Origin of the sequence: Mesorhizobium sp. M7A.F.Ca.US.005.03.1.1 (genome assembly GCF_003997975.1) — a bacterium.
GTDB lineage: Bacteria > Pseudomonadota > Alphaproteobacteria > Rhizobiales > Rhizobiaceae > Mesorhizobium > Mesorhizobium ciceri.
This window is the reverse complement of record NZ_RZRO01000134.1, coordinates 1-13285: the sequence shown is the minus strand read 5'-3', so window position 1 is coordinate 13285 and position 13285 is coordinate 1. Positions and strand designations below refer to the sequence as shown.

Sequence of the window (13285 nt, the reverse complement as noted above, 5' to 3'; positions counted from 1 at the left end):
ATGCGCTGCGCATCAAGGCTGCGTATTTCAACAATGATGTCGAAGATTACATCGATGGCGTTACCCTGTCGCGGTTTGACCCGGCAGCCGGTTGCCCGAGCGGACCCGGTATCCCGATATGCTTCCAGTACCAGAATTTTGCCAAGGCCAAGATCGACGGCTTCGAACTGGAGGGCGTCTATGATGCCGGATGGGGCTATGCCGGGCTCTCGGCTTCAATCACCAATGGTCACACCATTTCCTACAAGGGTGTGGAAGCGGATCTCGCCACGATCCCATCATCCCAGGTCACCGCGCAGCTCGGCTTGCGCTTCCTCGAGGACAAGCTGACCGTCGGCGGCGAAGTGCAATACAATGGCAAGCCCAAGGGCAATCCGATCGCCGAGGACTACACGCTGGTCAATGCCTTTGCCAGCTACCAGGCGACGGACAATTTGAAGATTGATTTCCGCGCCGACAATCTGTTCGATGTCAAATACGCCAACCCGCTCAACCTGACCACGGCCGGCCAGCCGCCGCAGCCGGTTTTCGCGGCCTACGAGCCCGGCATAACGCTGAAGCTGGCGGCAACGATGCGGTTTGGAGGCTGATTGCCATGACGAGCTTGACGACACCCCTTCGTCTGCTGACCTCGATGCTGGCGATGTCGCTTGCGATGGTTCCGGCGTGGGCGCAAGAGTCCGCGCCGGTCCCCGCGCTCACCCTGGAACTCAATGGTGCGCAACCTTCCGACAAGGGTTGCCGCCTGACGTTCGTGGTCAACAACAATCTCGGCGCCGACCTGGCCAAGGCTGCCTTCGAGATCGCCTTGTTCAACGAGGCAGGCGTCGTCGACCGGCTGACCGTGCTCGACTTCAAGGAACTGCCGGCCGGCAAGACCAAGGTGACGCGTTTCGATCTGGCCGGCACCGAGTGCTCGAAAGTCAGCCGCGTGCTGATCAACAGCGCGACCGAATGCACCGGTACCGGCGTCGAACCGAACGCCTGCATGCGAAAGCTGAAGACAGACACCAAGACCGGTATCGCCTTCGGCGTCTGAGGTGGGACTGCATCCCGCATTCCTGCAAAACAAAGCGGCGTGGCCAGTTGCCGGCCACTGCCGACTGCCGCTGCGAGCGAACGATCTTGATTTGACAATTCTGCTCTTGTCGCTGCAGGTCTCGCGGCGAGACATGCAGGATATCAGCCCCCTCCCCGAAGCCGGCGCCGAGCTGGCGATAGAGCCAACCGAGCCGCTCGCGCTGCCGCGGCCATCGGCCTGGAACCGCAAATGGACGGCGGCGATCGTCGTCTCCTGCGCGCTCCACGCCGCCGTGGCGGCGGCTTTTCTGATCTCGCCTTCGGGGATTTCGAGTTCCCAGAATGCCGAGCAGCCGGAAGGCAGTGATCAGTCGGGCACCAACGTGGTCGGCAGCGCGCTGGACAAGGACCCGACGGCAATAAACGTTGCACTGGTGCCCAGCCCGCAACCGGCTGTCGCCGTTCCAGAACAGCCGCCGATCCCCAGCGCGAGGCCCAGTCCGCCAGCTGCCTCTTCAAAGACGGCGGATGAAAAGCGCGGCACGGCGGATGGCCAGGACCTGTCGGCGCAAGCGGCCAGCAAGGGCAAAAGGCAAAACGAGGCAGGCACTGCCGCGGAAGATAACTACCGCGGCGATGTCTTTAGAAAGCTCGGCAGCGTCAATCGCACTCTGCCGCCGTCCCTACAACTGGCGGCACGCAACAATGCGGTTGTTAAATTCGTCATAGGCAGGAAGGGCAACATAAATAAGTTGCGCATCCTGGAGACCTCAGGGTCGGCGGCTTTCGATCAGGCGGCCCTTGGCATTATCCGCAAAGCAGCCCCCTTCCCTTCGATTCCACCACAGGCAGCAAGCGCAAGTTTGGAGTTCGAGACCGAAATCGGCCCATTTTGAATGTGCGCAGAACAAAACGCTGCGGCCGCAAATCATCAACATCCCTGTGAGAGGAAACCGCCATGTACATCGCCATGAACCGCTTCAAGGTGCAGACCGGCTCGGAGAACGATTTCGAGGCCTTGTGGAAGAACCGCGATTCCAGCCTTGCGGAGATGAAGGGGTTCCGCGAATTCCACCTGCTGCGAGGCCCGGTCAACGAGACCGAAGGCTACACGCTGTTTGCATCGCACACGGTGTGGGCGAGCCACGATGATTTCATCGCCTGGACCAAGTCCGAGAATTTCCGCGCCGCCCACAGGAATGTCGGCACGACGAAGGTCCACTATCTCGGCCACCCCCAGTTCGAGGGTTTTTCGGTCGTCGAAGGCGCGTAATGCATGTCGCCCAAAAGTGGTCCCGGTTTGGGACAACGACATGCATAAAACAAAAGAGATAGAGACATTCACTGTTTCCACGAAACGGTGAATGGCTCTAACGACCGGCCGGAGTCAGGCTCCGGCCAGCAAGCTCGCATTGCCGCCCGCGGCGGTGGTGTCGACGCAGACGGCCCGCTCATGTGCATAAGCCGCCGGGTTCAACACTTCGCTGACCAGCGGCACGATCGGGCCTGAGCGATCAGCGATAACCCTGCGCACGATGCGCGCGGCCTCTGGCGTGCCGGAAAAAGCAACGATATCGACGCGCAGCGAGCGTGCCTCGACCGGATCAGGCCGGCCATCGATGGCGGCCAGCGGCAGGCCCTTGCCGGTCAGAGCGGAAAGGGCTGCCGGTGCACCCGGCGCAACGGCCAGCACGGCGTTGCCGGCGGCGAGCGCCTGGATCGTCTGCGCCAGCAGCGTATCACCATCGGGACCAAGGCACAGCACCCGTCCACGTGGCGACAGCGAGAGCGTGTTGGCTTCGCCGGTCGGCCCGGGCAGGTCGACCTGGCCGAAATCGATGCCGGCGGCCGCACCAATGGCCGCAGCACCCTTGCCGCGCAGATGCTTCCTCAGAATGGCGATCCGGTCCGGACGCGTCGACCAGCCGCCAAGTGTGGGATCAGGCAGATTGTCGGCAAGCTCGGTCGCCGTGACCTTGTGGCCGTCCTGCACATGGGTGCCGGCCTCCGGCCCCTTGCGGAAGCGGCGGAGATAGTGCGGACCGCCGGCCTTCGGCCCGGTGCCGGAAAGCCCCTCGCCGCCAAACGGCTGCGAACCGACGACGGCGCCGATCTGGTTGCGGTTGACATAGATGTTGCCGGCATGGATGCCATCGACGAAATGCTGCACGCGGCCCTCGATGCGGGTGTGCAGGCCGAAGGTCAGGCCATAACCCTTGCGGTTGATGGCGGCGATGACCGCGTCGATCTGGTCGGCGTCGAAACTGGCGACATGCAGCACCGGCCCGAACACCTCGCGCTCCATGTCCTCGATACCCTTGACCCGGAAGACATGCGGCGCGACGAAGCGACCTTCCCTGGGCGCCTCGAGCTTGGCGATCAGCCTGCCCTGCAGGCCCATCTTCGTGCAATACTCGCGGATCGAGCTTTGCGCCTCGTCGTCGATAACCGGGCCGACATCGGTCGAAATCCGCCAGGGATCGCCGACGTTGAGCGCCTCCATGGCGCCCTTCAGCATCTCCAGCATCTTCTTCTCGACGTCCTTCTGCACGTAGAGTACGCGCAGCGCCGAACAGCGCTGGCCGGCACTCTGGAAGGCGGAGGCGAGGATATCGCGCACCGCCTGTTCGGGCAGCGCGGTGGAATCGACGATCATGGCGTTGAGGCCGCCAGTCTCGGCGATCAGCATGGCGTCGGGCGCGGCCGTCTCGGCCAGCTGCTTCTCGATCAGCTTGGCAACCTCGGTCGAACCTGTGAAGCAGACGCCAGCGATGCGTGGATCGGCGGTGAGCGGCCCGCCGACCGATGGGCCGTCGCCAGGGAGCAACTGGATGACGTCTTCCGGCACGCCGGCCTCGCGCAGCAGTTCGACGGCGCGGAAGGCGATCAGCGGCGTCTGCTCGGCCGGCTTGGCGATCACCGAATTGCCGGTGACGAGCGCTGCCGCGATCTGGCCGGTGAAGATGGCGAGCGGGAAATTCCACGGCGAAATGCAGACGATGGCGCCGCGCGCCTGCGTGCCCACCTCGGCATTGGCCGCTTCGGTGGCGTAGTAGCGCAGGAAGTCGACGGCTTCACGCACCTCGGCGACGCCGTCGGCCAGCGATTTGCCGGCCTCGCGGGTGGCGAGTGCAAAGAACTCGACGGCATTCGCCTCATAGAGATCGGCGGCACGGTTGAGGATGGCGGCGCGCTCGGCGACGGGACGCTTCGCCCAGGCCGGTTGCGCTTCCACCGCAAAGCGCACGGCGGTCGCGACTTGCTTGGCAGCTGCTTCGCTGACCGTGCCGACCACTTCGGAAGGCTTTGCCGGGTTGACGATCGGACGCTGCTTGCCATAGCCGGCGGCCCGCGTAATCGGCTTGGCATGCCAGCGATCCGGCCCGGCGAAGGCCGCCCTGGCCTTGTCGATCGCCGCCAGCGTCACCGTGTCGGTGATGTCGAATCCTTTCGAATTGCGACGCCCGGCTCCAAAAATCTGGGAAGGCCGGGCAATCGCCGGATTGGCTGCCGGACCCTGGCTTTCGACCGTCTCGAGCGGATCGCGCGCAATGTCCTCCGGCTCGACATCCTCATCGGTCAGCTGGTGCACGAAGGAGGAGTTGGCGCCGTTCTCCAGCAGCCGGCGCACCAGATAGGCCAGCAGATCGGAATGCGCACCGACCGGCGCATAGATCCGGCAGCGCGTGCCTTCGGACCGTCGCACCGTCTCGTGCAGCGCCTCGCCCATGCCGTGCAGGCGCTGGAACTCGAAGGAATCGCGGTTATTATCAGCCATCGACAGGATGGCGGCGACGGTATGGGCGTTGTGGGTGGCGAACTGCGGATAGATGCGGTCGGTCATGCCAAGCAGCTTCTTCGCGCAAGCCATGTAGGAGACGTCGGTGTTGGCCTTGCGGGTGAAGACGGGATAACCGGTGAGTCCCAACGTCTGACCCCGCTTGATCTCGGTGTCCCAATAGGCGCCCTTGACCAGCCGAACCATGATGTTGCGGTCGTATTTCTTGGCCAGCGCATAGAGCCAGTCGATGGCGAAGGCCGCGCGTGGCCCATACGCCTGCACCACCACGCCAAACCCGTTCCAGCCGGCAAGTTCCGGCTCGGCCAGCACCCGCTCGATGACGTCGAGCGATAGATCGAGGCGGTCGGCCTCCTCGGCATCGATGTTGAGACCCATGCGCGAGTGGCGCGCGGCCAGCGCCAGCGACAAAAGCCGCTCGGCCATCACAGGCAGCATCTCTTCCTTCTGCGCCACCTCGTAGCGCGGATGCAGTGCCGAAAGCTTGACCGAGATGCCGTGGTTCTGCCTGATATCAGGACCGTTGGAGCCGGAATCGAGCGACGAAATCGCGTCGGCATAGGCCTTGTGATAGCGCAAGGCGTCGGCCTCGGTGCGGGCCGCCTCGCCCAGCATGTCGAAGGAATAGAGATAACCCTTCTGGGTCATAGGCCGGCCGCGCTTGACGGCTTCAGTGATGGTGCGGCCGAGCACGAACTGCTCGCCCATCTCGCGCATGGCGGCGGCCACCGCCTTGCGGATGACCGGCTCGCCCAGCCGCCGCACCATAGAACGCAGCGTGCCCTCGATGCCGCCCTCGCCTTCGTCGAGGACGCGGCCGGTCAGCATCAGCGCCCAGGTCGAGGCGTTGACGAAGATGGAGCTCGAACCGCCCGAATGCGCCGACCAGTCGTGCGGCGCGATCTTGTCGGCGATGAGGTCGTCCATCGTCTCGGTATCGGGCACGCGCAGCAGCGCCTCGGCCAGGCACATCAGCGCCACGCCTTCCTTGGTGGAGAGACCGTAAGCGGAGAGGAAGACTTCCATCAGCCTTGGATCCGACGAACCGCGCACCGCGCGCACCAGATCGGCGGCGCGAGCCGAGATCGCCTTGCGGTCTTTCCCGGAGAGCCCCGTCGCCTCGGCAAGCCGCTTCACGGCCTCGTCTTCGTCGGGCAGGTAGTTGGCGCGGATCTGCTGGCGGATGGCATCGAGCGCTGGCATGGCGGTCCCGTGGATCGAGCAAAGGGGATCGGGCCGGCGGTCACCGGACCGAATGGCGCAAGCTAGCACAAGTGCAAAATTTCGGCCGGTCCAAAGAAATCGACATTGGAGGTCATTCGATCTATCCTAGCGGCATATAATTGACATTTGGACTGCGATTTCGATGACAGAAGACCAATTGGACCGCATAGATCGGAATATCCTGGCCGCACTTGCAAGCGACGGCCGGCTTTCCATGTCAGAACTGGCCGCAAAGGTCGGCCTGTCGAAGACGCCGGTGCAGGCGCGGGTGAAGCGGCTTGAGAAGGACGGCTATATCAGAGGCTACCAGGCGATCGTCGACCGCGAGCGCATGGGCGAAGGCCATGTCGCATTCGTCCAGGTGAAATTGTCCGACACCAGATCCGCCGCGCTCGACGCCTTCAACCGGTCCGTACAGGCTGTGCCGGAGATCGAACAGTGCCACATGATGGCGTCGAGCTTCGATTATCTGCTGAAAGTCCGCACCAGGGACATCGCCGCCTACCGCCGCGTCCTCGGCGAGCGCATCTCGGCCCTGCCCCATGTCGCCCAGACCTCGACCTTTGTAGCGATGGAGACCGTGAAGGACCGGTAGATCACTCCGAAAGCGTCTTCAAGAACGCCACCAGAGCAGCGCGTTCTCGGTCTGAAAGCTCCAACGGGTGAACCTCTGATACCCCTTCGACGCTGGGCGCGGCCTTCGCATAATGCGCCACGACCTCGTCGAGCGACGAAAACTGCCCCGCATGCATATAGGGCGGTCGCGTTGCCGCACCGCGCAGAGACGGCGTCTTGTAGGCGCGGATGAGTTGTGGCGCATTCTTGACCATGAAGCGCAGTTCGCCGCAGGCGGCAACCTCGCCGTCCCGATAGGCGCCAAGGCAGTTGAACGGGTCGGCCTCGACTTGGTGCACGGCATCGATGCGGCCGCGATCCGGCGGCAGGCCCGCAACAGGCGGCACGCCGGTGTTGTGAAAGCTGTTGTCGGTGAAGCGCGGGCCGTTGTGACAGGTCACGCAATTGGCCTTGCCGATGAACAGTTTAAGCCCAAGGATTTCTTGTTTGGAAAAGACAGCATCGCCCTTCGGCTCGGCACCGGTGGCGAGGTCCAGCGCAAAGCGGTCGAAGCGCGCTGGCGCTGGCGCTATCGAGCGTTCGAAGGCGGCAATCGCCTTGCCGATATTGACGAAGACACCGTTGATGGCGTCGCGCTGCGCGCTGCTCATGGCATGCCAGGCTGCTTTCTCGGCATCGTTTCCAAGTGGGCTGGCATTCAACGGCATGCCGGAAAAATCGGGCAGCGGCCCAAAAATGCGCTCATAGCGCTCGCCGAAGCGCGCCTTGATGTAATGCGCGTAGGCAGCGCGGTTTCCCGCCTGCTCCAGCGGATTTTCGAGCGGCGTCAACGCTTGCGCCCACAGGCTGTCGCGACGGCCATCCCAGAAGAACCAGGGATCGTGCGCCACGCCCGCCAGCGGCATGGTGCGCCGGTTGGTGTGGCCGACGCCGACCGCCTGCGGCAGGTCGTCCTGGAACTGGCGGTCGATCTTGTGGCAGGTCGAACAGGATACCGACCCGTCACCGCTCATGCCCTGATCGAAGAACAGCGTCGAGCCGAGTGCGGCGGCGGCCGGCACGTCGGCAAAACGATTGGTGGTGTCGGCCTTGAGCGCCGGCAGCGACGACAGCGCCAGCGAAGCGATAGTCTTCTTTTCTGCGTCGGAAAAATCAGGCTTGCCGCAGCCCACGAGGACGACGGCGACCATCAGCGCCAGAAAGCGGAAAAGGCGCTTCATCGATCGCTCACAGCACCACGTTGAACAGTACGGTATCGGAGCCGGCGCCGGATGAGATGGCGAAACGAAGTTGCCACCAGCCGCTCATGGTGAATTTCAGCCCCTCGATGCGGTAACGGCCTTCGCCCAGGTAATCGGTGACCTGCGGGCTGGTCGGCAGGCCGTGATTGTGTTGCGGCATGCCGCCGGAGATGGCGATCGCGGCGCGCTCCACCGAAGCCCCTGTCTTTGTCTTCAGGGTCAGCAGCCAGGATTCCAGTTCGCCCTGCCGCACCACGCCCCGTTCCGGCACGAAACTCGCCACGTACAGCCCGTTGTCGGTTTTCTTCGTCCGCGCGACATCCGGGCCGGCTGGCAGCGACGAACGCGGCGCCGCCAGGAAGACGACCGCGAGAATGCCGACCAGCAAGGCAGCCAGACCAAGACCCGCCAGAAGATAACGCCATATCGATGCCAAACCGGTTCCTCTTCTGCAGACAACGCTCTGCCGAACGGATCGCATCCCGCCAGCCTGTGGGAAAACGCTGTGGCGGAAAAAACCCTGCTTGCCAAGCATGGCGCTGCCGATGGCAAAAAGCTACAGCACCGGGAAGCACTGGAGGATTGTAGATGGCGGGAACCGGCGTCGCCTCGATCGGCGAATGCATGCTCGAACTGTCGGGCCAGACCGGACCGAACTGGCGCATGGGCTTTGCCGGCGACACGTTCAACACGCTGTGGGCGCTGCACGCGCTGAGCACTGAGCGGCCGGCAACCTATGTCTCGGCCTTCGGCGACGATCCGTTCTCGCAAGCCCAGATCGATTTCTTAGGCCAGAACGGCATCGGCATCGGCTCCAGCCCGATCATAGCGGGCGCACGGCCTGGCCTCTATGCCATCACGCTGACCGGGGCCGAGCGTTCCTTCACCTACTGGCGCGGCGACGCCGCCGCGCGGCAGCTCGCCTCAGACCCGGTTGCATTGTCGAAAAACCTGGTAAATCAGGCGCTTGTCTATTTTTCCGGAATCACTTTGGCAATTCTGGATGAGGCCGCGCGCGCCGTATTGCTGGCGGCCGTCGCCAAGGCGCGCTCGGCCGGTTCACTTGTCGCCTTCGATCCCAACTACCGGCCGCGGCTTTGGCGCAATCGCGAGGATGCACAGGCAGCGATCGTCGAAGCCCTTGCCGCCACCGACATCGCATTGCCGACTTTCCCCGACGAGCAGATGCTGTTTGGCGATGCAACACCGCAAGCGACCGCAAAGCGACTCAGGCAACTGGTTAGCGAGGTCGTCGTCAAGAACGGCGAGCAGCCCGCCCTGATTGCCCAAGGAGAAACACTACGCGAAGTCCCGGCGATCCATGTCGCCGCCCCCGCCGATACGACCGGCGCCGGCGATTCGTTCAACGGCGGCTATCTTGCGGCTCGTCTTGCCGGCCACGACCCGCAGGAAGCCGCGCGCCGTGCGCATCGTGTCGCCGCCGCCGTGGTGCAAGTGCGCGGCGCGCTGGCGCCGTTCGAGACGCTGCGGGCGGCTTTCGAAGGCTAAGGTCGGAAAAACTAGGGCAGGCGGAACCTGTATTCCGTGACGTGGTGGTAGATCGCGCCCGGCCACAGCGTTGCTTGCGGGAAATAAGGCCGGTTCGGCGCGTCCGGCCAAATCTGCGGCTCCAGGCAGAAGCCGCAAAAGGCCTTGTAGTTCCGCCCTTCCAGCCCGGTGCGCGGCGTCACATACTGGCCGGTATAGAGCTGGACGCCGGGCTCGGTGGTCCAGACCTCCATCTCGACACCGGAACTGGCGCCTTGCGTCCATGCCGCCTGCTTGAGCGGCCCGCGTGCCGAAGCAAGGCAGAAATTCTGGTCGTAGGGCAGTTGATCACCCTCGGTTTCCATGCGCAGCGGCCGCGCCTGGCGGAAATCGAATGGCGTGCCGTCAACCGGCTTGACCACGCCTGTGGGGATCATGTCGCCATCGACCGGCAGGTAGGCGCCGGCATTCAGCATCATCCTGTGGTCGAGAATGTCGCCTGCGCCGCCATCATCCAGGTTGAAATAGGAATGCTGGGTGAGATTGCACAGCGTCGGCTCCTCGCAGGTGGCGGTCAGCTCGACGCTGAGCGTGCCGGGGATCTTCAGCCGGTAGGTGCAGGTGACGTCGAGCGCGCCGGGAAAACCCATCGTGCCGTCGGGATCGTGCAGCGTCAGCGTGACGAAATCCCTGCCATGCAAGGAAACCGTCCACGCCCGGTGGGAGTAACCTTGCGAGCCGCCATGCAGCGTATGCTTGTCGAGGAAGTTTTGCTCGGTCTGGTAGCGGCTGCCGCCAATGGTGAAGCGGCCGTCGCGGATGCGGTTGGCATAGCGGCCGACGACCGCACCGAAGAAGGCCGTATCCGTCTCGTAGCCTTCCAGACTGTCATAGCCGAGCACCAGCGGAGCATCGTGCCCGGTCAGGCGCAAATCCTGGATGATCGCGCCCAGACCGATGATGTTGGCTGTGATGCCGCCGCCCCTGATCGTGAAGCGACGCACCTGCTCGCCAGCCTGCGTCGTGCCGAAAACCTCGCCGTCCTTCATCGCCATGCCCGTAAATGCCAGTTGATCCAGAAGACTTCGGCTGGTTTTTCCATGAGAGATGGGCAGGCCATCGGCCTCCCCATCCCAGGGATAGCCTATCAGAGGCCGAGGCCGCCGATGCAGACATATTTGGTGTCGAGATAATCCTCGATGCCCTGATGCCCGCCTTCCTTGCCGAGGCCGGATTCCTTGACGCCGCCGAACGGCGCCTCCGGCGTGGTGATGAGGCCTTCATTGACCCCGACCATGCCGTATTTCAGCCCTTCCATCACTCGGAAGGCGCGGCCGAGGTCACCGGTGTAGAAGTAGCAGGCAAGGCCGAATTCGGTGTCGTTGGCGAGGGCGACGGCTTCCTCTTCGGTCTCGAACTTGAACACCGGTGCGACCGGGCCAAAGATCTCTTCCTTCATGAAGCGCATCTTGGGTGTCGCGTTGGCGATGACCGTCGGCTGGAAGAACGAACCGCCGAGCGCATGGCGCTTGCCGCCGGCAACGATCTTGCCGCCCTTTGATGTGGCGTCGGCGATCAGTTCCTCGACCTTCTCGACCGCCTTCTCGTCGATCAGCGGCCCCTGCTGCACGCCGTCCTCGAGGCCGGAGCCGACCTTCAGCGCGTTGCTGGCGGCAGCGAGCTTCTCGACGAACTTGTCATAGACACCTGCCTGGACAAGGAAGCGGTTGGTGCAAACGCAGGTCTGGCCGGAATTGCGGTACTTGGCGGTGATGGCGCCGGCGACGGCACGCTCGAGGTCGGCGTCGTCGAAAACGATGAACGGCGCGTTGCCGCCGAGTTCCATCGACACCTTCTTGACGGTGACCGACGACTTCTGGATGAGAAGCTTGCCGACCTCGGTCGAGCCGGTGAAAGTGATCTTCGACACCAGCGGATTGGCGCAGATCTCGTCGCCGATCTCGCTGGCCGAACCGGTCAGGATGTTGACGACGCCCTTGGGGAAACCGACTTCCTCTGCGAGCGCGCCCCAGGCGAGACCCGAATACGGCGTCTGCGACGCAGGCTTGACCACGGCGGTGCAGCCGGCGGCGAGCGCCGGGCCGAGCTTGCGGGCCAGCATCGAGGACGGAAAATTCCACGGCGTGATGGCGGCGATGACGCCAACCGGCTCCTTGGTCACCAGGATGCGGCGGTCCGCCCATGGCGACGGCACGACGTCGCCATAGGTGCGGCGACCTTCCTCGGCGAACCACAATATGTAGGACGCGGCCGAGCCGATCTCCCCCTTCGATTCGAACAGCGACTTGCCCTGCTCGATGGTCAGCAGTTCGGCCAGTACGTCCTGATTGTCCATCATCGCGTCGTGCAGCTTGCGCAGCAGCTTCGAGCGCTCGAGCGCGGTCGTCTTGCGCCAGGTCTTGAAAGCTTCCGCGGCGGCTTCGATGGCGCGGCGGGTCTCGGCCTTGCCCGACTTCGGCACGGTGCCGATCTTGAGACCGGTGGCAGGGTTGTTGACGTCGACCGTCTGGCCGCTGTCGGCCTGCACCCATTCGCCATTGATGAGATTGGCCTGCCGCATGAAATGGCTGGTTTTCTGAAGCATGCTATCCTCCGTTCGGCGCCCTGACGGGCGGGTCTGTGAAATCTTCGGTGCGCGTGCGCCATGGACTGAGGCCGGCACGCCGGAGCCACTGCTCTTTACCGAGGGCAAGGCACGCAAGCAATCGCAAGATGGCATATAGGGCTTGGGCCAGAGCGAGACGAGAGCAGGCTGACGTGCTTACACCGATGCCTTACCCGAAAACGTACAAGACAACAGTCAGCCAGAACGCGGTGGTGACGGCGGCGCAGGCCGTGGCGAGGGTCATCTGGTTCGACGCTAACGCCTGGCCGGTGTTGAACTGCACCGCGATCAGATAGGAATTGACGCCGGATGGCATCGCGGCCACCATCACCGCCACCTTGGCCGTCAAGGGCGGCATGCCGAGCAACCAGACGAAGACCAGCACCAGCGCCGGCATCAGGAACAGCTTCAGCACCGAAAGCGCCAACGCCGGCCGGACATTGCCCGATATGCCGAAACGGCGCAGGCTGAGCCCCATGGCGAACAGCGCCACTGGCCCGGCAGTGTCAGCCAGCGTATCGACCAGCCGCGTGGCAAGGTTCGGCAGCGGCGCGCCGGTTAGGCGCCAAGCCAGCCCGGCCAGGATACCGATGATCAGGGGATTGGTGAACAGTCTTCTCAGAAAGCTCTGGACGATGCGCAGCGGGTGTACGGGCTCACTGCCACCGCGGCCAAATATCTCGAACATGATGATCGAAGCCATCATCATGGTCGGCAGATGCACGGAAACGAGCAGCGACAGCACTTCGAATCCCCTGGACCCGAATACGCCGAGAACGAAGGGAATGCCCAGCAGCACTACATTCGAGAAGGACGACGACACTCCACCGACGATGCCTGCGCGTGCGTCCCGCCCGAAGATCCGCGTCGTCACCAGATGGCCGGCAGCCCATGTCATTGCAACCGCCGTGAAGTAAGCGCCCCACAGCGGCCAAGGCGCCACGCCATGGAAGTCGGACTTCACCATCGTCTGGAACAGCAGCAGCGGCATCGCCACGTTGATGGCAAATTCCGAAATCCCCTCGCCGCTCGCCGGCTTCAGATAGCCGGTGAGCCCGGCGAGGTAGCCGAGCGCGACAAGGCTGAAGACGAAAAGAACGGTTTCGGTGAGCGGAGACATTTTTACCGTGAGGGGCGGGTTCCCCGTGATAGGCGAGCCAGGACCGCGACGCAATCGCGCCTGAATTTGATCATCGTCGGCTGGCAGCGTTATAGAGGGCTTGGATCATCAGGGCGGACACGGACGACAAATAGCCTTTGTCCGACTCTCGAACCTCCGTCTTTTGCAGCGGGCATGGCTGACGGCTTCGT

At 63.7% G+C, this 13285-nt stretch carries 12 protein-coding genes; 6 read left to right on the top strand and 6 right to left on the bottom strand.

What is annotated here, in order from left to right; translation table 11 throughout:
- The 4 genes from EN990_RS32380 to EN990_RS32365 all read left to right on the top strand — a co-directional run.
- Positions 1-590, top strand: a 590-nt coding sequence (locus tag EN990_RS32380; RefSeq protein ID WP_127388523.1) for a TonB-dependent receptor, incomplete at its 5' end; no start/stop codon positions are given.
- A gap of 5 nt (positions 591-595) precedes the next feature.
- Entirely contained in the window at positions 596-1039 is a 444-nt protein-coding gene (locus EN990_RS32375) for a hypothetical protein (protein ID WP_127370003.1), read from the top strand.
- Between the two features lies 1 nt (position 1040).
- Entirely contained in the window at positions 1041-1916 is an 876-nt protein-coding gene (locus tag EN990_RS32370; protein WP_348629902.1) for a TonB family protein, read from the top strand.
- Positions 1917-1978: 62 nt separating this feature from the next.
- Entirely contained in the window at positions 1979-2293 is a 315-nt protein-coding gene (locus tag EN990_RS32365; protein ID WP_127370218.1) for an antibiotic biosynthesis monooxygenase, read from the top strand.
- A 114-nt stretch (positions 2294-2407) separates the two neighbouring features.
- Here the strand turns inward: EN990_RS32365 and putA are convergent, their stop codons facing one another.
- Entirely contained in the window at positions 2408-6022 is a 3615-nt protein-coding gene (putA, locus tag EN990_RS32355) for a bifunctional proline dehydrogenase/L-glutamate gamma-semialdehyde dehydrogenase PutA (RefSeq protein ID WP_127385464.1), read from the bottom strand.
- 163 nt (positions 6023-6185) lie between these two features.
- Here putA and EN990_RS32350 point away from each other — a divergent pair, with 163 nt between their 5' ends.
- A complete protein-coding gene (locus EN990_RS32350) occupies positions 6186-6638 on the top strand; it encodes an Lrp/AsnC ligand binding domain-containing protein (RefSeq protein ID WP_013531233.1) in 453 nt (150 codons plus the stop codon).
- Position 6639: 1 nt separating this feature from the next.
- Here EN990_RS32350 and EN990_RS32345 read toward each other — a convergent pair whose 3' ends face one another.
- Both EN990_RS32345 and EN990_RS32340 read right to left on the bottom strand, forming a co-directional pair.
- Positions 6640-7839, bottom strand: a complete 1200-nt coding sequence (locus tag EN990_RS32345) for a cytochrome c peroxidase (RefSeq protein ID WP_127385465.1) — start codon at positions 7837-7839, stop codon at positions 6640-6642.
- Between the two features lie 7 nt (positions 7840-7846).
- Positions 7847-8296 (bottom strand): FixH family protein, encoded by a 450-nt coding sequence (locus EN990_RS32340; protein WP_127385467.1) that lies wholly within the window; start codon positions 8294-8296, stop codon positions 7847-7849.
- A gap of 152 nt (positions 8297-8448) precedes the next feature.
- Between EN990_RS32340 and EN990_RS32335 the strand changes: the two genes are divergently transcribed.
- Positions 8449-9369, top strand: a complete 921-nt coding sequence (locus EN990_RS32335) for a sugar kinase (RefSeq protein ID WP_127370041.1) — start codon at positions 8449-8451, stop codon at positions 9367-9369.
- Positions 9370-9380: 11 nt separating this feature from the next.
- On the opposite strand, the gene EN990_RS32330 is transcribed toward EN990_RS32335, so the two are convergent.
- The 3 genes from EN990_RS32330 to EN990_RS32320 form a co-directional block, all read right to left on the bottom strand.
- Positions 9381-10403, bottom strand: coding sequence for an aldose epimerase family protein (locus EN990_RS32330; protein WP_027160469.1), 1023 nt, complete (start codon positions 10401-10403; stop codon positions 9381-9383).
- A gap of 92 nt (positions 10404-10495) precedes the next feature.
- Positions 10496-11953 carry an NAD-dependent succinate-semialdehyde dehydrogenase gene (locus tag EN990_RS32325; RefSeq protein WP_013531228.1) on the bottom strand — a complete coding sequence of 486 codons (1458 nt, stop codon included), beginning with the start codon at positions 11951-11953 and terminating at the stop codon, positions 10496-10498.
- Positions 11954-12143: 190 nt separating this feature from the next.
- A complete protein-coding gene (locus tag EN990_RS32320) occupies positions 12144-13094 on the bottom strand; it encodes an AEC family transporter (protein ID WP_127369760.1) in 951 nt (316 codons plus the stop codon).
- Between the last annotated feature and the right edge of the window lie 191 nt (positions 13095-13285).